At 64.7% G+C, this 22,754-nt stretch carries 15 protein-coding genes; 3 read left to right on the top strand and 12 right to left on the bottom strand.

Annotated features, from left to right (window positions below; translation table 11 throughout):
• Positions 1-3 precede the first annotated feature (3 nt).
• Positions 4-1,020: an aldo/keto reductase gene (locus tag CBI38_RS08335; RefSeq protein ID WP_109334937.1), complete on the top strand. Its 1,017-nt coding sequence runs from the start codon at positions 4-6 to the stop codon at positions 1,018-1,020.
• Here the strand turns inward: CBI38_RS08335 and CBI38_RS08330 are convergent.
• A complete protein-coding gene (locus tag CBI38_RS08330) occupies positions 1,017-1,886 on the bottom strand; it encodes an alpha/beta fold hydrolase (protein ID WP_109327997.1) in 870 nt (289 codons plus the stop codon). The genes CBI38_RS08335 and CBI38_RS08330 overlap by 4 nt on opposite strands.
• Positions 1,887-1,954: 68 nt before the next feature.
• On the opposite strand from CBI38_RS08330, the gene CBI38_RS08325 reads away from it, so the two are divergent.
• Complete coding sequence (locus CBI38_RS08325; protein ID WP_109327995.1) at positions 1,955-2,467, top strand: SixA phosphatase family protein; 513 nt, start codon at positions 1,955-1,957, stop codon at positions 2,465-2,467.
• Positions 2,468-2,579: 112 nt separating this feature from the next.
• Here the strand turns inward: CBI38_RS08325 and CBI38_RS08320 are convergent, their stop codons facing one another.
• Together CBI38_RS08320 and rpoB are read right to left on the bottom strand one after the other, a co-directional pair.
• The gene (locus CBI38_RS08320) at positions 2,580-6,536 is read right to left on the bottom strand and encodes a DNA-directed RNA polymerase subunit beta' (protein ID WP_109327993.1); all 3,957 of its coding nucleotides are present in this window, start codon (positions 6,534-6,536) and stop codon (positions 2,580-2,582) included.
• A 119-nt stretch (positions 6,537-6,655) separates the two neighbouring features.
• Complete coding sequence (gene rpoB, locus CBI38_RS08315; protein ID WP_109327991.1) at positions 6,656-10,162, bottom strand: DNA-directed RNA polymerase subunit beta; 3,507 nt, start codon at positions 10,160-10,162, stop codon at positions 6,656-6,658.
• A gap of 420 nt (positions 10,163-10,582) precedes the next feature.
• Here rpoB and CBI38_RS08310 point away from each other — a divergent pair, with 420 nt between their 5' ends.
• Complete coding sequence (locus CBI38_RS08310) at positions 10,583-12,754, top strand: MMPL family transporter (protein WP_109327989.1); 2,172 nt, start codon at positions 10,583-10,585, stop codon at positions 12,752-12,754.
• Positions 12,755-12,868: 114 nt separating this feature from the next.
• Here CBI38_RS08310 and CBI38_RS08305 read toward each other — a convergent pair whose 3' ends face one another.
• The 9 genes from CBI38_RS08305 to CBI38_RS08265 form a co-directional block, all read right to left on the bottom strand.
• Positions 12,869-13,840, bottom strand: a complete 972-nt coding sequence (locus tag CBI38_RS08305; protein ID WP_109327987.1) for a hypothetical protein — start codon at positions 13,838-13,840, stop codon at positions 12,869-12,871.
• Positions 13,841-13,920: 80 nt separating this feature from the next.
• Entirely contained in the window at positions 13,921-14,550 is a 630-nt protein-coding gene (locus tag CBI38_RS08300) for a hypothetical protein (RefSeq protein ID WP_109327985.1), read from the bottom strand.
• A gap of 134 nt (positions 14,551-14,684) precedes the next feature.
• Positions 14,685-15,932 (bottom strand): MCE family protein, encoded by a 1,248-nt coding sequence (locus CBI38_RS08295; protein ID WP_109327983.1) that lies wholly within the window; start codon positions 15,930-15,932, stop codon positions 14,685-14,687.
• Positions 15,929-17,212, bottom strand: coding sequence for an MCE family protein (locus CBI38_RS08290; RefSeq protein ID WP_109327981.1), 1,284 nt, complete (start codon positions 17,210-17,212; stop codon positions 15,929-15,931). Before CBI38_RS08290 ends, CBI38_RS08295 begins: the two co-directional genes overlap by 4 nt.
• On the bottom strand, positions 17,209-18,468 hold the full coding sequence (locus CBI38_RS08285; RefSeq protein WP_109327979.1) for an MCE family protein: 1,260 nt from the start codon (positions 18,466-18,468) through the stop codon (positions 17,209-17,211). The genes CBI38_RS08290 and CBI38_RS08285 overlap by 4 nt, the downstream gene beginning before the upstream one ends.
• Positions 18,468-19,463 carry an MCE family protein gene (locus tag CBI38_RS08280; RefSeq protein ID WP_109327977.1) on the bottom strand — a complete coding sequence of 332 codons (996 nt, stop codon included), beginning with the start codon at positions 19,461-19,463 and terminating at the stop codon, positions 18,468-18,470. The genes CBI38_RS08285 and CBI38_RS08280 overlap by 1 nt, the downstream gene beginning before the upstream one ends.
• Positions 19,460-20,539 (bottom strand): MCE family protein, encoded by a 1,080-nt coding sequence (locus CBI38_RS08275; RefSeq protein ID WP_109327975.1) that lies wholly within the window; start codon positions 20,537-20,539, stop codon positions 19,460-19,462. The genes CBI38_RS08280 and CBI38_RS08275 overlap by 4 nt, the downstream gene beginning before the upstream one ends.
• A complete protein-coding gene (locus CBI38_RS08270; protein ID WP_109327973.1) occupies positions 20,536-21,894 on the bottom strand; it encodes an MCE family protein in 1,359 nt (452 codons plus the stop codon). The genes CBI38_RS08275 and CBI38_RS08270 overlap by 4 nt, the downstream gene beginning before the upstream one ends.
• On the bottom strand, positions 21,891-22,751 hold the full coding sequence (locus tag CBI38_RS08265; protein ID WP_109327971.1) for an MlaE family ABC transporter permease: 861 nt from the start codon (positions 22,749-22,751) through the stop codon (positions 21,891-21,893). Before CBI38_RS08265 ends, CBI38_RS08270 begins: the two co-directional genes overlap by 4 nt.
• Positions 22,752-22,754 lie beyond the last annotated feature (3 nt).

The raw sequence follows: 22,754 nt of genomic DNA, 5'->3' as shown, positions 1-22,754 counted from the left end.
ATCATGGTCCCCACAACCACACTCGGAACCACAGGTCCCACCGTCAGCCGGATCGGACTCGGCGCCATGGGCATGTCCGGGATGTACGGCCGGTCGGAAGACGCGGAGTCGACCGCAACGATCCACGCCGCCCTCGATGCGGGAATCGACCTCATCGACACCGGCGACTTCTACGGGTCCGGTCACAACGAAACCCTGATCGGCGCAGCGCTGTCCGGCCGCAGGCGCGAGGACGTCACGTTGAGCGTGAAGTTCGGTGCAATGCGCGGACCGGGAGGCACGTGGGGCGGAGTCGACAACCGGCCCGACTCGATCCGCAACTTCCTCGCGTACTCGCTGCAGCGACTCGGCGTCGACTATATCGACATCTACCGTCCCGCCCGCCTCGACCCCAGCGTGCCGATCGAGGACACAGTCGGCGCGATCGGTGAACTGGTCGAGGCCGGCTACGTGCGGCACATCGGCCTGTCGGAGGTGGGTCCCGAGACGATCCGCCGCGCGACCGCCGTGCACCCCATCGCCGACCTGCAGATCGAGTACTCGCTGATCTCGCGCGGCATCGAGAACGAGATCCTTCCCCTGTGCCGCGAACTCGGCATCGGCGTCACCGCGTACGGGGTGCTGTCCCGCGGTCTGCTCAGTGACTCACTGCGGTCGAATTCCGCGCTGGCGCCCGACGATTTCCGCTCGCACAGCCCGCGATTTCAGGGCGAGAACCTCCGACAGAATCTGCGGCTCGTCGACACGATGGCCGAACTCGCCGCGCAACACGGGGTGACCGTCGCACAACTCGCGATCGCCTGGGTGCTCGCGCAGGGCGGCGACATCGTCCCGGTCGTCGGCGCCCGCAAGGTCACCCGCCTCACCGAAACGCTTGGCGCGCTCGACGTGCACCTGAGCGCCGCGGACCTGGCCGGCATCGCCGCAGCGGTTCCAGATTCCGCGGTCGCCGGCGACCGCTACGCACCCGCGCAGATGGCCCAGCTCGACAGCGAACGGACCACGGTCGGGCAAAGCTAGTTCACAGCGTCGCGGCGGCCGGCGACCAACGGCTGCAGGAACTCGGCCCAGCGGGCGAACACCTGGTAGTGGCCACCGCCCACCCAAACATGGGTGTCGGCGGCGCCCAGTCGCTGGGCGAGGCGCCGATACATCTCCGGGGCCAGGATGTCGTCGGCGTCGCCGTAGAACACGTCGACCGGCTGGGTGATGTCCTCGGGCACGAACCCCCACTCCAGGAACGCCCACATGTCGTCGAGAACTCCGACGCCTCCCTGCACCAGCGCCTCTCCCATTTCTTCCTCGAACATCGGCTCCAGCACCGGGTCGAGCAGCACGTCCCGGTCCGCGGGGGCCTCCTCGGCGAGGTGTGTGACGAACTTCCGCAGATCGCGGCGGGATGCTTTCGACTCGTGTCGCGCTGCAGCGGTGGCGACGAAACGAGCATGGTTGAGTCGCCAGATCATGCGCAGGTCGCGATTGAGCACGAGGTCCCGGGAGCCCTGCTCGTCGAACGGGCCGAGCGGGGAAGCCAGCACCAACCGGGTGACCCTGTCACCGAGCAGGTGCGCTGCGGCCAACGCGTGCGGTCCACCGCCGGACCAGCCGGCGATTGCGAATCGCTCGATCTCCAGCTCGTCCGCGAGAGCGGAGACATCCTGCGGCCAGTCCAGCAGACTCCGGCCCCGCAGCTGGGTGGAGCCCCCGACGCCGGGGCGGTCAGCGGTGATCAGCCGCAATCCGAGAGACCGGGTGAGGGTGTCGTCGGGGTACCGGGCGAGACGGGAGTCCCCGGTGCCGTGGGCGAAGAACACGGGCATGCCGTCGACGTCGCCCCACTCTTCGTACGCGAGTGTCCGACCGTCGGCTAGCTGGAGGGAGGCCACGGCTGCGACGCTACCGGCCGCTGCGGGGCCCGTCTCGACAATCCGAAACCATGCCTTAGCGTCTAGCCATGGCCACGCACAAGACCCCGCACAGCCGCACGCTGATCCTCATGCGGCACGGGAAGTCGGCATACCCGGCGGGAGTCGCCGACCACGACCGCCCGCTCGCCCCACGGGGCCGACGCCAGGCCGCGATGGCCGGAGACTGGCTCAGGGCGATGCAGCCACCCGTCGATGCGGTGTTGTGCTCGACCTCCGTGCGCACCTGCGACACCCTCGCCGCCGCAGGGGTCACTGCACCAACCACCTTCAGCGAGGCGCTCTATGGTGCGTACCCCGCGCAGGTGGTCGCCGAGATCGCCGAGACCGACGTATCGGTGCGCACTCTGCTGGTCGTCGGACACGACCCCGGAATGCCGACAACCGCACTCGATCTGGCGGGCAACCCCGACACCGGGGATGCGGTGGCGATACGCGAGAAGTTCCCGACGTCCGCACTCGCCGTGCTCACCGTCCCGTGCAGCTGGGCCGAACTCACCTCGAGCTCGGCGTCGCTGACCACGTTCCACGTTCCGCGGTAGCACAGGCCCGACACAGAAAGGCCCAACCCCCGAAGAGAAAGGGGTGGGGCCTGGTCTGGGTGAACGGACGACGAGTCCTGAGACTCGTCAACCACTCACAGGGGCTGCGCCCCTACCGGTAATCGTTGCTGAACCCGTAATCGTCCAGCGGCACTGCAGCACCGGTGTTCTGGCCGAAGCCGTCCGGGCTGTAGTACTGGTCGTCGTAGGACGGAACCGCGTACGCCGCCGCACGTGCCTCTTCGGTGGGCTGAACCTGGATGTTGCGGTAACGGTTGATACCGGTACCGGCGGGGATCAGCTTTCCGATGATCACGTTTTCCTTCAGACCGATCAGCTTGTCCGAGCGACAGTTGATTGCCGCATCGGTCAGCACGCGAGTGGTCTCCTGGAACGACGCCGCAGACAGCCACGAGTCGGTGGCCAGCGATGCCTTGGTGATACCCATGAGTACCGGACGACCGGCCGCAGGCTCGCCACCTTCGGACACGACCCGACGGTTGGCCGCCTCGAAGTCGGCCCGCTCGGTCAATGAACCGGGCAGGAACTCCGTGGCACCCGAGTCGATGATCGTCACGCGACGCAGCATCTGGCGCACGATGACCTCGATGTGCTTGTCGTGGATCGACACACCCTGGCTCCGGTACACCTCCTGGACCTCGTTGACGAGGTGGATCTGCACCTGGCGGGGGCCCATGACGCGCAGCACCTCGTGGGGATCGGCAGCACCTTCCATGAGCTGCTGACCGACCTCGACGTGGTCACCGTCGGCCAGAAGGCGTTCGGTGCCGTCCTCGTGCTTGAAGACACGCAGACGCTGACGCTTCGAGAGCTTGTCGTAGACAACCTCTTCGCCACCGTCGTCCGGGACGATGGTGATCTTGTAGAAGCGGTCGCCGTCCTCGAGCTGGACACGTCCGGTGACGTCGGCGATCGGGGCCTTGCCCTTGGGGACGCGGGCCTCGAACAGCTCCTGAACACGCGGCAGACCACCGGTGATGTCGTCTCCGGCGACACCACCCTGGTGGAACGTACGCATGGTCAGCTGGGTGCCGGGCTCACCGATGGACTGTGCGGCGACGATACCGACGGCCTCACCGATGTCGACCAGCTTGCCGGTGGCCATGCTCCGGCCGTAGCAGGTGGCGCAGACGCCGGTGCCGGTGGTGCAGGTGAGCACCGAACGGACCTTGACCTGCGTGATGCCCGCTTCGAGCAGCGCATCGATAGCCGGGTCGCCCAGGTCGTGACCACGCTCGACGATGACGTTTCCGTTCGCGTCGACCGCGTCGGCGGCCAGCGTACGGGCGTACGTGCTGGTCTCCACGTGAGCATCGCGGATCATCGTGCCATCGGGCTGCTTCTCCGCGATGGTGGTGACGATGCCACGCTCGGTTCCACAGTCGACCTCACGAACGATGACGTCCTGCGACACGTCCACCAGACGACGGGTCAGGTAACCCGAGTCGGCGGTACGCAGCGCGGTGTCGGCCAGACCCTTACGGGCACCGTGCGTATTGATGAAGTACTCGAGAACGGTCAGGCCTTCCTTGAAGGAAGACTTGATCGGACGCGGGATGAACTCACCCTTGGGGTTGGTCACCAGACCCTTCATACCGGCGAGCGAACGAACCTGAGTCATGTTGCCGGCGGCGCCGGACTTCACGATCATCGGGATCGGGTTGTCGTCGGGGAAGTGGGCCTCCATGGCCTTACCGACCTCATCGGTGGCCTCGGACCAGATCTTGACCAGGGCGCTGTTGCGCTCGGTCTTGTTCAGGGCACCACGCTGGTACTTCTTCTCGATCTGATCGGCCTGAGCCTCGAAGGACTCCATGATCTGAGCCTTCTCCGGCGGCACGAGGACGTCGGAGATGGAGACCGTGACACCGGAACGCGTGGCCCAGTAGAAGCCGGCGTCCTTCAGCTTGTCGACGGTCTGCGCGACCACGATCATGGGGTAACGCTCGGCGAGGTCGTTGATGATCGTCGCCTGACGCTTCTTCGGCATCTGCTCGTTGACGAACGGGTAGTCCGCGGGAAGCAGCTCGTTGAAGAGCACCCGACCCAGGGTCGTCTCCGCGGTCCAGCCGTCACCGTAGTTCCAGCCCTCGGGGAACAGCTCCGACTCGAGGTCACGAGGCGGGCGCTGCTGCGTGAGCCGCACCTTGATCTTCGCCTGCACGACCAGCGCACCACGATCGACGGCCATCTGAGCCTCGGCAGGCGAGGAGTACACGCCCTGTTCGGCGCCCTCTCCGTCGGAAGCCTTCAGCTCGCCGGTGGCACCCTCGTCCAACCGGGTCAGGTGGTACAGACCGGTGACCATGTCCAGACGCGGCATGGCGAGCGGTCGACCCGACGCGGGCGAGAGGATGTTGTTCGACGACAGCATCAGGATGCGCGCCTCGGCCTGCGCCTCCGCGGACAGCGGAAGGTGCACGGCCATCTGGTCACCGTCGAAGTCGGCGTTGAACGCCTCACACACCAGCGGGTGGAGCTGGATGGCCTTGCCCTCGACCAGTTGCGGCTCGAAGGCCTGGATGCCCAGACGGTGCAGCGTCGGTGCACGGTTCAGCAGCACGGGGTGCTCGGCGATGACCTCTTCGAGGACGTCCCACACCTGTGCGCGCTGGCGTTCCACCATGCGCTTGGCGGACTTGATGTTCTGCGCGTGGTTCAGGTCGACCAGACGCTTCATCACGAACGGCTTGAACAGCTCGAGAGCCATCAGCTTGGGCAGACCACACTGGTGCAGCTTCAGCTGGGGACCGACGACGATGACGGAACGACCCGAGTAGTCGACGCGCTTACCGAGCAGGTTCTGACGGAATCGACCCTGCTTACCCTTGAGCAGGTCGCTCAGGGACTTCAGCGGGCGGTTACCGGGACCGGTGACCGGACGGCCGCGACGGCCGTTGTCGAAGAGTGCGTCCACCGACTCCTGCAGCATCCGCTTCTCGTTGTTGACGATGATCTCGGGGGCACCGAGGTCGATCAGTCGCTTGAGGCGGTTGTTGCGGTTGATGACGCGGCGGTACAGGTCGTTCAGGTCGGACGTGGCGAAACGTCCACCGTCGAGCTGCACCATCGGCCGCAGCTCCGGCGGGATCACCGGAACGGCGTTGAGAACCATGCCCATCGGCGAGTTCTGGTTCGTCTGGAAAGCTGCGACGACCTTGAGACGCTTCAGTGCGCGGAGCTTCTTCTGCCCCTTGCCGCTGCGGATGGTCTCACGCAGGTTCTCCGCTTCGGCGTCGATGTCGAAGTTCTCCATCAACTTCTGGATCGACTCGGCGCCCATGGCACCGGTGAAGTACTCGCCGTAGCGGTCGACCAGCTCGCGGTAGAGCAGCTCGTCGACGATGAGCTGCTTGACGCTCAGCTTGGTGAACGTGGTCCAGATCTCGTCGAGACGATCCAGCTCCCGCTGCGCGCGATCGCGGAGCTGACGCATCTCGCGCTCGCCGCCGTCCTTGACCTTGCGGCGGACGTCGGACTTTGCGCCCTCGGCCTCGAGTTCGGCGATGTCGGCCTCGAGCTTCTGCGCGCGAGCCTCGAGGTCGGCGTCACGCTGATCCGCGACAGCCTTCTTCTCGACCTGCATCTCGGCTTCGAGCGTGGAGAGCTCGTTGTGACGCAGCTCCTCGTCGACACCGACGATGACGTATGCGGCGAAGTAGATGATCTTTTCGAGATCCTTCGGCGCAAGGTCGAGCAGGTAGCCGAGCCGGCTGGGCACGCCCTTGAAGTACCAGATGTGGGTGACCGGGGCAGCCAGTTCGATGTGGCCCATGCGCTCACGGCGAACCTTGGCGCGAGTCACCTCGACGCCGCAACGCTCACAGATGATGCCCTTGAAGCGGACACGCTTGTACTTACCGCAGTAGCACTCCCAGTCCCGGGTGGGGCCGAAGATCTTCTCGCAGAAGAGGCCGTCCTTCTCGGGCTTGAGCGTGCGGTAGTTGATGGTCTCCGGCTTCTTGACCTCGCCGTAGGACCAATTGCGGATGTCCTCTGCACTGGCGAGGCCAATGCGGAGTTCATCGAAGAAGTTGACGTCGAGCACGTAACTTCCTTTCCCCAGAGGGATTGTGGATCAGCGGTGGCCGCCGATACCTGACTGCCAATTCAAATGTGAACTACGCCCCCGGGCCCCTGATTTCTCACGGGCCCGGGGACCGAAACCTAGTTCGCGAGGTCGTCGACCGTGGCCGCTTCGTTCCGGGACAAGTTGATGCCCAGGTTCGCTGCGGCGCGCTCGAGGTCCTCGTCGTCGCCGTCCGCCATCGCGATGGCCGCACCGTCCGAGGACAGCACCTCCACGTTCAGGCAGAGCGACTGAAGCTCCTTGAGGAGCACCTTGAACGACTCCGGGATACCCGGCTCGGGGATGTTCTCGCCCTTGACGATGGCCTCGTACACCTTGACTCGACCCACCACGTCGTCCGACTTGATGGTGAGCAGTTCCTGCAGCGTGTAAGCCGCGCCGTAGGCCTGCATCGCCCAGCACTCCATCTCACCGAAGCGCTGGCCACCGAACTGGGCCTTACCGCCGAGCGGCTGCTGGGTGATCATCGAGTACGGACCGGTCGAACGTGCGTGGATCTTGTCGTCGACCAAGTGGTGCAGCTTGATGATGTACATGTAGCCGACCGACACCGGGTACGGGAACGGCTCGCCGGAACGGCCGTCGAACAAGGTGGCCTTTCCGTCGGACGCGACCATCACTTCGCCGTCACGGTTCGGCAGTGTCGAACCGAGAAGACCGGTCAGCTCGTCTTCCTTGGCACCGTCGAACACGGGGGTGGCGATGTTGGAGTCGGCGGGAGCGGACAGCATCTCCTCCGGCAGCTGCTCGGCCCAATCGGGACGCGAGCCGTCGCCGGCGACCTGCACGTTCCAGCCCGTCTTGCCGATCCACCCGAGGTGGGTCTCCAAGATCTGACCGATGTTCATACGACGCGGAACACCGTGGGTGTTCAGGATGATGTCCACCGGGGTGCCGTCGGGCAGGAACGGCATGTCCTCCTGGGGGAGGATCTTGCCGATGACGCCCTTGTTGCCGTGGCGGCCGGCGAGCTTGTCGCCGTCCTGGATCTTGCGCTTCTGTGCCACGTAGACGCGGACCAGCTCGTTGACACCGGGGGGCAGATCGTCGTCGTCGTCGCGCGAGAACACACGAATGCCGATGACCTTGCCGGTCTCACCGTGCGGAACCTTGAGCGACGTGTCGCGGACCTCACGAGCCTTCTCACCGAAGATGGCGCGCAGCAGACGCTCCTCGGGGGTCAGCTCGGTCTCGCCCTTGGGCGTGACCTTTCCGACCAGCACGTCACCGTCACGAACCTCGGCACCGATACGGATGATGCCGCGCTCGTCGAGGTCGGCGAGGACCTCGTCGGAGACGTTCGGGATGTCCCGAGTGATCTCCTCGGCACCGAGCTTGGTGTCGCGGGCATCGATCTCGTGCTCCTCGATGTGGATCGAGGTGAGAACGTCCTCCTCCACGAGGCGCTGCGACAGGATGATCGCGTCCTCGTAGTTGTGGCCTTCCCACGGCATGATCGCGACGAGCAGGTTCTTTCCGAGGGCCATCTCACCGTTTTCGGTGCAGGGGCCGTCGGCGAGAACCTGTCCGGTCTCGACACGCTGTCCCTCGTCCACGATCGGACGCTGGTTGGCGCAGGTGCCCTGGTTCGAACGCGCGAACTTGCGCATCCGGTAGGTCTTGCGGGTTCCGTCGTCGGCCATGACCGTGACGTAGTCCGCGGAGACCTCTTCCACGACACCGGTCTTCTCGGTGATGATGACGTCGCCGGCGTCGACTGCAGCCCGCAGCTCCATGCCGGTGCCGACCAGCGGAGCCTCACTGCGAACGAGCGGCACCGCCTGACGCTGCATGTTCGCGCCCATGAGGGCACGGTTGGCGTCGTCGTGCTCGAGGAACGGGATCATCGCGGTTGCGACGGACACCATCTGTCGCGGCGAGACGTCCATGTAGTCGATGTCGGCGGACGACACGAACTCGACCTCGCCGCCCTTACGACGAACCAGAATGCGGTCGTCGGTGAAGTGACCGTTGGCGTCGATGGCCGAGTTGGCCTGGGCGACGACGTGGCGGTCCTCTTCGTCCGCGGTCAGGTAGTCGACCTGGTCCGTGACCTGGCCGTCGACGACCTTGCGGTACGGCGTCTCGATGAAGCCGAACGGGTTGACCCGTGCGTACACCGACAACGAACCGATCAGACCGATGTTCGGACCCTCAGGGGTCTCGATCGGGCACATGCGGCCGTAGTGCGACGGGTGAACGTCTCGCACCTCCAGACCAGCCCTTTCGCGCGACAGACCACCTGGGCCGAGGGCGGACAGACGACGCTTGTGCGTCAGCCCCGACAGCGGGTTGTTCTGGTCCATGAACTGCGACAGCTGGGAGGTTCCGAAGAACTCCTTGATCGCGGCGACGACGGGCCGGATGTTGATCAGTGTCTGCGGCGTGATCGCCTCGACGTCCTGGGTGGTCATGCGCTCACGAACCACACGCTCCATGCGGGACAGGCCCACGCGGATCTGGTTCTGGATGAGCTCACCGACCGTGCGCAGGCGACGGTTACCGAAGTGGTCGATGTCGTCGACCTCGACGGGGACCGTGACGCCGCCGGGGGCGGTCATCTCGGTGTCACCGGCGTGCAGGCGCACCAGGTACTCGATGGTGGCGACGATGTCTTCCTCGGTGAGGGTCGACGCCACGATCGGCTGCCCGGTGTTCAGGCCCAGCTTTTTGTTGATCTTGTAGCGACCCACGCGTGCCAGGTCGTACCGCTTGTCCTTGAAGAACAGGTTCTCCAGCAGCGTCTGCGCGCTCTCCTTGGTGGGCGGCTCGCCCGGGCGCAGCTTGCGGTAGATGTCGAGCAGCGCCTCGTCGGTGCCGGCGGTGTTGTCCTTCTCCAGCGTGGCCATGAGGATCTCCGAGAAGCCGAAACGCTCGGTGATCTGCTCGGTGGTCCAGCCGAGGGCCTTCAGCAGCACGGTGACGGGCTGACGACGCTTGCGGTCGATGCGGACACCAACGGTGTCGCGCTTGTCGACGTCGAACTCGAGCCATGCGCCGCGGCCGGGGATGACCTTGACGCTGTGCAGGTCCTTCTCGGTGCCCTTGTCGACCGAATGGTCGAAGTACACGCCAGGGGAACGCACCAGCTGCGAGACGACGACGCGCTCGGTGCCGTTGATGATGAACGTGCCCTTGTCGGTCATCATCGGGAAGTCACCCATGAAGACCGTCTGGCTCTTGATCTCACCGGTGTTGTTGTTGATGAACTCCGCGGTGACGAACAACGGCGCCGCGTAGGTCATGTCTTTGTCTTTGCACTCGTCCGTCGAGGCCTTGACCTCGTCGAAGCGTGGGTCCGAGAAGGACAGAGACATCGAGCCCGAGAAGTCCTCGATCGGAGAGAGCTCCGCGAGAATGTCCTCGAGACCGCCGGAGATTGCGCTGTCGCCACGAGCGGCGGCGCGCTCGCGCCAGCTCTGCGCACCGATCAACCACTCGAACGAATCGGTTTGTACATCAAGAAGCCCGGGAACTTCGAGGGGTTCGCGAATTTTCGCGAACGAAACCCTCTTCGGGGCTCCGGGGATTCCGGAAACTGCCTTGGTCTGGCTAGAGACTGCCAAGATGCGTCCTTCCAGCACCTCACGCGGGCCGCTCTGTGCTGTTGCGACCGCCGCTGTATCTGCTTTGAATTTCGCTGGTTACAACCCGAACGAAACCCGTCACAGAGGCGAGAAGTGGAAACACTTCACAGCAGTTGAGACGAGAGGTGGACAGGAGGCAGCCAGCGCAACGTCCAAAAGTACACCCAAACTCAGCAGATGTCGAGTCGGGCAGCCGAAGGAGCACCCAGCCGGGCGCTCGGCCACGCGCCGGAAGCGCATGTTCACGCATCAGAGTGACGCGTGATCACCCCGGCGTCAAGAGTCAGCGTGCGTGTCGCGTCGCCTCCGCGTCGTCGAGAACCGCCCGCCGAGCCTGTTCACCACCCCTTCCCCGCAGCCCGGGGGCGGTGAACAATATGCCCACGCGATCGCCGAGACCTCGGGGGAAGGAGGGCCGTGACGCGCTGGAGTGCTCTCGTCGTTGCCCGCCCGAAGCTGGTCCTGACGGTGGTGATTTTCCTCGTGCTGGCGAGCGGCGCCTGGGGTTCGGGGGTGTTCGACCGGCTGAGCCTGGGTGGGTACACCGACCCAGGCAGCGAATCGGCCGGCGTCGAGAGCCTGATCGAGGAGGAGTTCGGCCGCCAGACGCCCGACCTCGCGGTGACCTACACGGCACGTCCCGGAGAGACGATCGACGCCCTGGGTCCCGCGGTGTCCGCGCGGCTGGCGCAGATCGATCCGGCTGCGCTTGCCAACACTCCCCTCTCGTACTGGACGGCGCCGGCGCAGGCCCGGGAGTTTCTGCGCTCCACCGACGGCACCGAGGGACTCGTCGTCCTGTCTCTACACGGCAGCGAGAACACCAGGATCGCCGCGTACCACGATCTCGCACCCCTTCTCCTCATCGATGGTGTGAATACCGAGTTCAGCGGATTCAGCGTGATCGCCAATGCGTACAACGAGGAGTCGGAGAGCGACCTGATCACGGCCGAAGCCATTTCCTTCCCGATCCTGCTGGTCTTGCTCCTTGTCATTTTCGGCGGACTCGTGGGGGCCGCCGTCCCCCTGTGCATCGGCGGCCTCGCGATCCTGGGCGCACTCGGTGCACTGCGAGGAATCTCCTACTTCACCGAGGTCAGCGCGTTCTCGATCAATATCGCCAGCCTGGTCGGACTGGGGATGTCCGTCGACTACGGGTTGTTCGTTGTAACCCGCTTCCGTGAGGAACTGCGGTCCGGGGCCGAGACCTCGGAGGCTGTTCAGCGCACGATGGCCACCGCTGGACGGACCGTGGGGTTCTCCGCACTTCTCCTCGTCTGCGGTTTCGTGGGCATGCTCGTCTTCCCGCAGGCGCTGGTCCGGTCGTTCGCCTACGGGGGCATGGCAGCCATCGGTATCGCCGCTGTCCTGTCGCTGTCGGCGCTACCCGCCGCACTCACCGTCCTCGGCCCCCGAATCAACTCGCTCACCTGGCGCCCGGGAGTGGTCGAACGTAGCGAGGACCGGGCGCACCGATTCTGGGGCGGTGTCGCCGCCCGAGTGATGCGGCGGCCCGTCGCGGTTGCCGTCGGCATCGTCGCCGGTCTGCTGGTCCTCTCCGCCCCGCTCGTCGGCGCCTCGCTGGGCGACCTGGATCACACCGGGTTGCCCGCGGGTCATCCGGCCCGCCTCGCCGTCGACGACCTGGCCACCGACTTCCCGCTCGCCAACAACGGTGCGACTCTCGTCCTGTTCGGCACCGACGGCAAGGCTCCGCCGGCTTCGGCGACGGCGGAGTTCTTTCAGGCGACGGCGGAGGTAGAGGGCGTTCGCCGCGTGGTTCCGGTCGGCACCACGGAAAGCTTCACCGCAATCCGGGCCATTTTCGACGACGCCGACAGAACGGAAGGGGCGATGACGACGGCAGCGACTCTTCGCGAGCTCCCGGCGCCGGCAGGCACCGAGAAACAGATCGGCGGACTCAACGCCCTCACCGCCGACGGGCTGGACTCGATGGGCGCCACACTGCCGTGGATGATCGGGATCATGGTGGCCGTCACCTTCGCCCTGATGGTCCCGGCTTTCGGCTCCGTGGTCCTGCCGTTGAAGGCGATCGCGATGGCCGCCCTCAGCCTTGCCGCCTCGTTCGGCATCCTCACGTGGATTTTCGAGGACGGTCACGGAGCCGAACTACTCGGTGTGACGCCGGGCCCACTGCCCGCGACGATGGTCGTCCTCATCATCGCCGTCGTGTTCGGACTCTCCACCGACTACGAGATCTTCCTGATGTCGCGGATGGTCGAGGCCCACGAGCAGGGCGCGTCAACGGAAGATGCCGTGCGGATCGGCACCGCGCACACCGGCCGCATCGTCACGGCCGCGGCCGCACTACTCATCGTTGTCACGGGAGCCTTCACCCTCTCGGACCTGACGATGATGCGGTTCATCGGCCTGGGCATGATCGTGGCCTTGATCATCGACGCCACCGTGATCCGGATGATGCTCGTCCCCGCCCTCGTCGCACTGATGGGTGAAGCGAACTGGTGGGCGCCCACATTCCTCACGCCGCGACGGGTACCGCCCGACGCGAACGGACACTCGAAAACCGCTGCGGCACATACTTTGCCGGTCGACACGTCACGCCGATAGGCACACCGAACCGCACGACCCCAGTCGCACTGGCGAATTCGTTGTTCAGCTGACTACACGGTTCAGCTGCCTACACTGTTTTCGAGGCCGCTCGTCCGGGGAGCGTAGATCAGCTCAGCCTTCGCTGTCCGAGATGTCGGACAGCACCCACTTGCCGTCGACCTTCTCCAGCTTGACCGACAACGGCGTTGCCGCACTGCCCTGCGCCACAGCGTCTCCCGTGGCACTCACGTTCATGTGCGCCAAGAGTTCCGCCCTGTCTCCTTCGAGGAAGGTGACACCGATGTCGGTGACCGACGCCTCGGTGGCAGTCTTGGTCTGGATGGCCGCGTCTTTCGTCGTCGCCGCAGTCTGATCGAACTCGGCACGCTTGGCCTCGTTCAAGTAACCCCGGGCCTTGTCGAAATCCTGGTCGATCGTCTCGTAGTTGTAGGTGTACAGCGACTCGATCGCCTCGGTTCCGGCCTTGGTCACCTCCGCGGTGCCACTCTCGTCCACCCACGCGGTGTTGGTGATGTGCCCGCCCGGCTGAAATGCCGCCACGACCGCGAAGATGCCCAGCACCGCTGCGACAGCACCCAGGATCCCCACCAGCTTCCACGTGATACGGCTACTGCCGATCTCCGGTGTCGCCTTCGGAGCCGATTGGGTACTGATACGCGGCTGCAGGTTGGGGACCTTCGCCTTCCCTGCCGCACTTGCCTTGGCCGTGGACACAGTCTTGGCGCCCGGCGCTGCCTTCTGCACCGACGTCGACTTCGCCATCGACACCGGCTCGCCAGTATCCGCGGCCTTCGTGTCAGCGGGCTTCGTGTCAGCGGGCTTCGCGTCAGCAGTCTTCGTGTCCGGCGTCGCGGCCGTGTCGACGGCAGCCGCTGCCGCCACATTCTCCTGCTCGACAGGGCTTTTCGCGGTCGGGTCCTGCTCGGGATCAGTCGACGACTTCTTCGGAAGTTTCGTCGTGGGCGAAGGCGGCGGAGTTACTCGCGATGCCGGGTCGTTGACACGGTTGCGGGTTCCCGCTACCCGGGGACGCCTGCCCTTTGCAGCGCTGTCCGGCACGTTGTTACGGCGCTTGGGGGGCATAGTTCACCACTTTCTCATTGCACGACGAACTCTCGTCGACGTGGGCACCGCGGCGACGAATCCGGCGCGGCTCATCACAACTACTGACCGCCGGTGTCACCGGGCGCCGGAACCAACTCGGGCGCGGGGGCGGCCGGACCATCGGTCGGTGCCGGTGCCTGCTCCCCCGGTGCCGGTGCCTGCTCTGCCGGTGCCGGTGCGGCGCCGTCGGCGGGCAGCGGGCCGTTTTCGAGGGGGATACGCGCACCCACCGGCTCGACGGAAGACGCCTTCCAGACACCGTCGACGTCCTGCACGTCCAACCTCATGGTGACCTTGGACTTGTCGAAACGGTCAGGCCACGTCGTGGTGACCGCTACGACGACCAGTGCCTTCGCGAGGCCGTCATCCGTGTTCAGCTCCGTCAGAGTGCCCTGCATCAGTTCGGCCTTGCTCGTCGCACCCGACTGGCGCATCTGGTCGGTGAACCCGTCCATGGTCGCCTGAAGATCCTGGTTCATTTTGTCGCCCGTGATGGACGACTTCATGTTCTCGAAGGAACCTTCGAGGTTTGCGGAGTCGACCGAATTGAGGTTGATCGCCGCCTGCTGCGCACCGTTCAACGCGGAATCTCGTGCGTCGGCGATCGGCTTGTCCACGAAGAGCGCTCGCGCCCACCCGAAGCCAAACCATCCGGCTGCAATCACCGCGACCACCACCAGTGCGGTCACCGCAGCAAACGAGGCCTTCAGAGTTCTGTCCTTCCCCGGAGCCGATGAGTTCGACTCCGGGGGCGTGGTAGTTCGCGTCACACCAATACCCTACTGATTGTTTACTTCGGCTCGCTCGAATGGAACCCGAGATGCTACTTGGGAGTAACCCCGAGAAGCGGAGCGAGCTGCGTTGCGATGGGATTCAAGTTGAGGGTGTCCGGCATGACCTTCGGCTTGAAATCCCAGGGCTGAATCGTGTCCGGATCGGCGAACACGATTCGGTCTGCACTTCGCACACCGGTCACGCTCCCTTGAGGCACGTCACAATTGGCCTCCGTGTTGAACGGGAAGTCCTGCTGGGTGTCGTCGAAGTTCGGATCCCGCCGCTGCATTTCGGCGAGGATTTCATGAGTCCCCTCGTAACCGATCGTGCACGACGGCGGGTTGTTCGTCTCGAGCACGATGCCCTGGTGCACCGTTCCGTCGTTCGGCGCGACGGTCGAGGCGGAAGCGGCGATGGCCGGAAGGAACATCAGGATCGGTCGCAATGCGATCGCCTGAGGCGCCAGCTTCTGACCCAGCGCCGACAGGTTGGTCAGATCGGTCGTGAGACTGGGCCCCGTCCGATCGACCAGCAGGCCGAGTTCGTCGCTGGCAGGAATGCCCTTGTCGATGACCGCCCGCACGTCGGGGTCACTGGTGCGCAGCTGCGCAGCGACGGCGTCGAGATCCGAGCTGAACTGCATGATCGCCGACGACTGATCCGACTGCGTTGCCAATACCGTCTGGCTGTCGCGGATCAAGGTCAGGGTTTCCGGTAGAACGTCGAGCCCGTCATCGGTCAGCGTGGACAGGGCATCCGCCAGCGTCTGGAGATCCTCGCCCTTGCCGTTCAATGCCGTTCCCAGTTCAGTGGTGACCGTACGCAGCGCATCCGTCGGAACCGACCGGACGAGCCCATTGACACTCATCAACACCTGCTCCACCGGCACGGGGGTCGAGGTGTTGGCCTCGGTGATCATCGAGCCCTCGGCGAGGTACGGGCCCTCGTCGCTGTCCGGCTGGAGGTCGACGTACTGCTCACCGATCGCGGAACGGTTGGCGACGACTGCCTTGGCCGAAGCGGGGATCTCGGGGCCGCCCTTCTTGAGCTTGAGTTCGACGTTCAGTCCGTCCGACGTGAGTGACAGCTCGCCGACCCGTCCGACCGGCACTCCCCGGTATGTCACCTCGGCATTGGTGAAGATGCCGCCGGAATCCCTGAACTGTGCGTTCACGTCGTACTCGCCGAACCCGAGCAGATTGTCGAGGCGGACGTACTTGGCGCCCACGTAGACGAGGCCCAACACCGCGACCACGGCAAAAGCGACGAGCTGAATCTTGACCAGTCGCGATCTCACTGTCCACCCCCAATTCCGAACTGCTCGAGCAGTCCCCCCATCGGGTTCTGCGGGGACGGTGTCTCCGCGCCCGGGGTCGCGCCGGCGGGCGCGGTGCCGGGCAGCGCCGGGAGCCGCAGGCCCGAAGTCGGGGCGGGAACGATCGGAGGCACCGGCAACAGTGAGATCGTCGGCCAGCCCGGTCGCGGACCGTTGCCGTTGTAGTACGGGTTGGTCGGGTCGACGATCGGCTTCGGCTCGCCGAATTTCGGTGACACGTACACCGGATTGCCCTGCCCGACACCGAGTGCGCTCAGCGCGTCGCCGATCTGGAGATCGACCGACAGGAAAAGGTTGACCGAGCCACCGAGAGCGATCTGCTCGACTCCGTCCGGGAACGGAACCGTCGGGATGAACGCCAGGGAGTTGGGTAGGTCGTCGCCGGCATCGGCCAGCGCCTTGAGTGTCGGACGAAGCGCCAGGAGGTCGGCGATCAGATCGTTCTTCGATCGGGTGATGACATCCGTGCCGACCGCACCGAGCCGATCGAGCTGCACCAGCATCTGCGTCAGCTGCGGGCGTTGCTCGTTGAGCACCTGGGCAGCGATCGGCAGGTCATCCAGGATGAGCCCGATCTTCTCGTTCTGCTCGTTCACGCGCGTCGTCAGGGCGTCGAGGCCGTCGAGCGCCCGCGTGATGTCGTCCCGTTGCTGATTGAGACCGTCGATGAGCGTGTTGGCCTGCTCCAGCAAACTGCGCACCCGGCCTTCACGACCGTCGAGTGCAGTACTCAGTTCGTGCACGATCGGCTGGAGCTGCCCGACACCACCGCCGTTGAGCAACAGCGACAGCGCACCGAGGACCTGCTCGATTTCGGTGGCGTGCCGGGTGCGATCGAGGCTGATCGTGTCGCCGCTCTGCAACCGGTCCTGATCCTTGTCTTCCGGCGGTTCGGACAACTGCACGAACTTCTCGCCGAGGAGGTTGGTTTGTTCGATTGCCGCGACCGCGTTCGCAGCCAGGTCCACCGACGAATCGAGGATGACCTCGACATCGGCCGACCAGCCGTCCGGAGCCACCTTGATCGACTCCACCCGACCCACCGGCACACCGTCCACCTTGACGGCCGACTGGGGTACCAGGTCGAGCACGTCGTCGAACTGGATCATCAGGTGCATGGGGTCGCTCCCGACGTCCGGCCCACCGGGCAGCGGAACACCGTAGATACCCTCCGACGAACAGGAACTCACTGCGAGGGCGACAGCGCACACCCCGGCACCGACAATGACCGAACGCCTCATTCGCCCTCACCGCCTACTGCGTCGTCGAACCGTGGCGACACGACACCCGGCACCGTGCCGGGAGTGACCGTTCGCTGGATGTTCTCGCCGCTCAGGATTCCGAACGGGAGCACGAGCGTCGGCGAGGTCACCGATGCCGTGATCTGCGAGGTGATGTTCTTGCAGTTGTCGATCAACGGCTGCATCTGACGCCCCAGCGCTTCGAAACGCGGATCACCGGGCACGAGCCTGCCGAGGTCGATCAACTTGCAGATCACACCGGCAGGATCCTGGAGCTCGGGGAACGCCAGGCGCGATGCCAGGTTCCCGGACTCCGCGTCGTACGAGTTGGCCAGGTTGCTGACGGCCAACGGGAGCAATGTCAGCGAGTTCACCAACGAGTCGCGGTTGTCGGCCAGCGTCTGGGTGACCGGGACGAGATCGTCGAGATTCTCGGCGAGCAGCTCCCGGTTGTCGGCGACGAACTTCGAGACGTCACCGAGAGCGATGGCCAGCTGGTTCAGCGCCGCACCGAGGTTTTCGCGCTCGCCGGCGAGGAATCCGGACAGGTCGGCCAACTGCGTGTTGAACTCCCGGACCTGCTGATCGTTGGCAGCCAGAGCACTGACGAACACCTGGAGGTTCTTGACGGTGTCGAACAGGTCGCCACGACTCTCGTTGAGCGTTCGTGCGGCGTCCGAGAGCTGATTGATGCTCTGCCCCAACGCCTCACCGTTGCCATCGAGGTTCGCGGCGCCGGTCTCGACGAATTCGGTCAGTGCACCTTCCTTGTTCGCGCCTTCCGGACCCAGGGCGGCCGACAGCTTCTCGATACTCGCGTACAGCTCGTCCACCTCGACGGGTGTAGCCGTGCGATCCCGCGGGATCACGGCCCCGCTCTCCATCGTCTCTCCGCCGGTATAGACGGGCGTGAGCTGAACGTAGCGGTCGGCGACCACGGACGGTGTGACCTGTGCGGCCTTCGCGTCGGCGGGAATGTCGATGCCGCGGTCGACCCGCATCTCGACCTTCACTTGGTCACCCTGTGGCTCCACCGAGTTGATCGATCCGACCTTCACTCCGAGGACACGGACGTCGGAACCCTCGTAGATGCCTACGGACTTGTCGAAGTAGGCGGTGATCTTGGTGGTGCCTGCGCGGGTGAACACCCACCACAGCGCCCCCGCGACCACCAGCGCGACAATGACGATCGCCGCGATTACTGCGATCTGACCGCGGTTGGTTCCCCGGGTTTCTCCGTTGCCGGCGTCAGCCATCAGTTACCCCCCAACGTACGGACGGGATCACGGGGTCTGGGAATGTCCGGGAGACCCGGCGGAAGAAGGTTGACCACGACCTGGTCAAACCAGCGCCCGTTGCCGACCACGTTCGTGTACAGGCGGACGAACGGTTCGTACAGTTTCATCGCCCTGTCCAGGTTCTCGTTGTTGGCCTTGAGAATTTCGACGACCCCGTTGAGTTGTTCGAGTGCGGGACCGATCGTGGCTTCGTTCTCGCGTACGAGACCTGTCAACTGCTGCGACAGCCTCTGGGTTCCGGTCAGCAGCTGTGAGATCGACTGCTGGCGACTGTTGAGTTCGGCGAGCAGAAGGCCCGCATCAGTGATCAGCCGGTTGAATTCGGCGTTGCGGTCGGCGAGTACCTTCGTCGTCGTACCGGTCGCGTCGAACAACTTCCGCAGTTCCTGGTCGCGGCTCGCGATGGTCTCCGACAGCCTGCTGACGCCGTCGAGCGACGCGCGGATCTCCGACGGCGTGCCCTCGAAGGCCTGCGACAACGTCACCATGCTTTCCGCCAGCTGATCGGAGTCGATGTCGCCCACCGTCTCCGCTGCCGCCGAGAACGCTTCCACCACGTCATAGGGAGAGGTGGTGCGCTCCAGCGGAATCGGGTCATTGGGATTCAACGAGTCGGAACCGCGGGGGTCGAGAGCCAAATACTTCTGGCCCAGAATCGTTTTGATCTGAATAGATGCCGAGGTTTCGTTGCCAACCCACGCATCGGTGACCTTGAAGTCGACGTTGACGTGGTCTCCGTCGAGTTCGACAGCGGTGACCTTGCCGACCTTCACACCGGCGATGCGCACCTCGTTGGACGGCTTCAGGCCTGCAGCCTCGGAGAATTGCGCGGTGTAGGTCGATCCGGCGCCGATCAAGGGCAGCGAGTCGAGGAAGAATGCCGACAGGGTCGCCAAAAGCACCACGAGGATGCCGAGGGCACCAGCCACTGCCGGGCTGCGACGTTTTCTCATCGTGTTTGCAACTCCCGTAGGCCATCCAGCGAGCACCGTTTCGCCGAGTTGGTGTACAGCGGCTGGTTCACGGTCGGCAGGCCGGTGGGCAAGTTCAGTTGAGGTGCCGTTCCCGGGCCTGCAACGATGTCGATTCCGCACAGGTAGAACTGGAACCACGAGCCGTAACTGGCCGCCCGCCCCAGCTTCTCGAGCTTGACGGGAAGAGTTTCCAGAACGCCGTTGACCGTATCCGAGTTGCGGTTCAACGTCGTCGCCAGCGTATTGAGCGAAGTGATGGACTCCTGAATGGACGGCCTCGTGGGTTCGAGGAGATCTGCTGTCGCATCGGTGAGGCCGGCGAGGGACGTGACCGCCGACCCGACCGTACCGCGCTCTTCGGACAACCCGGTGACGAGCTGCTGTGTGTTCACGATCAGGGCATCGAGCTGGTCGTCGCGCTGGTTGACCGTGGCGAGCACATCGTTGAGGTTGTTGATCACCGCACCGATCACCCGGTCCTTGTCCGCCACCGTGTTGGTGAGACTCGCGGTGTTCCGCACGAGTTCGGTGATGGTTCCCGACTCGCCCTGGAACACCTGAATGATCTGGTAGGACAACTTGTTGACGTCCTCGGCACTCAGTGTCTGGAAGAGCGGACGGAATCCGTTGAACAGCGTCGTGAGGTTGACTGCGGGTTTGGTCCGCTCGAGCGGAATGGTGTCACCGGCGGTGATCTTCTTCCCCTGCTGGCCCTCGCCCTGCTGGAGCGAGATGTACCGCTGCCCCACAAGGTTCCGGAATCGAATCGTCGCAGTGGTGCTCGCGGGCAACCAATCTCGATCAGCCACGGTGAACTGCACCTCGGCTTCGCGATCGTCGACGATCGCGATCTTCTCGACCTGACCGACCCGGACACCTGCGATACGCACTTCGTCACCCTCATTGAGGGAGGTGACATCCGAGAAGATCGCGTTGAACTTGGTGCCGCCACCACCACCGAGGTTGGCGATCGTGGCCGCGAGCAGACCTGTGGCCAGGATCGTGACCACGGCAAAGATAATCAGCTTGATCAACGGCGCAAGGAGGCCCCTCACTTGAAACTCACCTCAGTCCCCCTCATGGTCGGTGCACCGACGAGTGTCGTCCAGCTCGGCACGTCCTCGGGCGCCATGCCTCCTGCTTCGCCGTACACGACGTCGAGCGTGTCCTGTTCCATCTTCGAACCCGCATAGCTGGCGGGTGTGACCTCGGCTCCCCATCCCGGAACCTGGTCCGGCACGCCGGCCGGCGCGGGGAAGAAGTCGATGGTGGACGGTCCCGGGTTACGCGAAGGTACCTGGTAGGCACCATCGTTGTACGACGACCCACCCGGATACTGCGGGAACTTGCCGCCGGGCGCCGTGACGTTGTCGTAGCAGGCGGGTCCACGGTTGTCGAGCAGGCGCGGCTCGTCCTGGTTAGGCAAGTATCGGCCCTTCGGATTGACGAACTGCACGCTGGCACGCACACCCGGGTTCGGGTCGTCCGGCGCAAGCAGCGCACGTGCGATGGGAGCCGTCTTCGCGAATCCGGCGAACGTGCAGCCGAAGCTCGGCGAATACCGGCCGAGAATCTGCAGCGCCTCACGGGAATCGGCCGCGATGTTCACGATCGACTCGGCGTTGGTCTCCAGGAGGTCCGCCGTGCTCGCACCCGTCCCGGTCAGGGACACCAGCAGGGTGGAGAGCTCGTTCTGCTTCTCCACCACGGTGTTCCCTGTGGTCCGCAGGTTGTCGAGCGCGTTGACCAGGTCCGGTGCCGCCTCCGAATACGTCTGCGAGAAGTCCGCGATGCCCCGCAGGTCTTCCTGAATCGCGGGAAGTTCCGTGTTGAGTCCGGCGAAGATCTCCTCGAGCCGATCGAGCGTCAGACCGAGTTCGGCGCCGCGTCCACTGAGTCCCTGCGACAGGGCACCGAGCGTGTTCGCCAGGTCCTGCGGCGGGATCGCCTGCAGCAGCGGCAGCAAGCCGTCGAGGACCTCGCCGATCTCGACGGCGTTCCCGCTCTTGTCCTGCTCGAGAACGTCACCGGCCTGGATGTGCGGAGCCGTGTCCCCCTCCGGCACGATCAGCGACACGTACCGTTCGCCGAACAGGGTTTTGGGTAACAGTCGCGCCGTGGCGTTGGACGGAATGAGTTCGGCCTTGTCCGGCTGTATGGCCAGTTCCAAGGTGACCTCACCCTCTGTGGTGGAAGCCGAGCGCACCTCACCGACGATCAGGCCACGCACCTTGACGTCCGCGTTGGGCGGCAGCGCGTTTCCGACCGTGTCGGTAACCAACCCAATCTTGACCACCTTGGTGAACGTCTTGTTGAACATGCCGATCGTGACTGCGAGGAACAGGGCCAGGACAAGGAAGAACACCAGCCCCAACACCCGTCGACCCACAACAGACGATGTGTTGCTCATCCGGCAACCCTCACTGTGGTCGTCGTGCCCCAGATGGCGAGGCTCAGGAAGAAGTCGAGTACGGCGATCGTCACGATCGCCGTGCGGACCGCCCGGCCTACGGCCACACCCACACCGGCGGGGCCACCAGAGGCGTGGTAGCCGTAGTAGCAGTGAATCAGAATCAGCACGAAAGCGAAGATCAAGACCTTCGCGAACGAGTAGAGAACGTCTTGCGGTGGCAAGAACAAGTTGAAGTAGTGATCGTACGAACCGGTCGATTGGCCATTGAACGTCGTGCTGATGAGCCGGGACGCAAGGTACGCCGCAAGAAGACCCACGATGTAGAGCGGAATGACGGCAACGAATCCGGCAATCATGCGTGTGGTCACAAGGAACGGAACACTCGGCACCGCCATGACTTCCAGTGCGTCGATCTCCTCGGAAATACGCATGGCCCCCAGCTGCGCAGTGAAACCACAACCGACTGTTGCCGAAAGTGCGAGAGCTGCAACGATTGGCGCAATCTCACGGGTGTTGACGTAGGCGGACAGGAAGCCGGTGAGCACGGAGCTGCCCAGCTGCTCCAAGGCTGCGAAACCTTGCAATCCGACGACTACCCCGGTGAACCCGGACATCATCGCGATGACGCCGATGGTTCCGCCGATTACTGCGAGCGCCCCACTGCCGAAGGTCACTTCGGCGAGCAACCGCAGAACTTCCTTGCGGTAGTGCACGAGCGTGTGCGGCGACCACGCGATCGCCCTGGCGTAGAACGACATCTGCTCGCCGGCCCGGTCGAGCACGTTGAGTGGCGCACGCCCGACACGGCGCGCAGCCATGAGCGTCCGGTCACCGCGTCCCTTTGCGATTGTCATCGG

This window comes from Rhodococcus oxybenzonivorans, from assembly GCF_003130705.1.
In the GTDB taxonomy this organism is placed as follows: domain Bacteria; phylum Actinomycetota; class Actinomycetes; order Mycobacteriales; family Mycobacteriaceae; genus Rhodococcus_F; species Rhodococcus_F oxybenzonivorans.
Note: the sequence above shows the minus strand (reverse complement) of the source record. Positions and strands in the feature narration are given on the sequence as shown.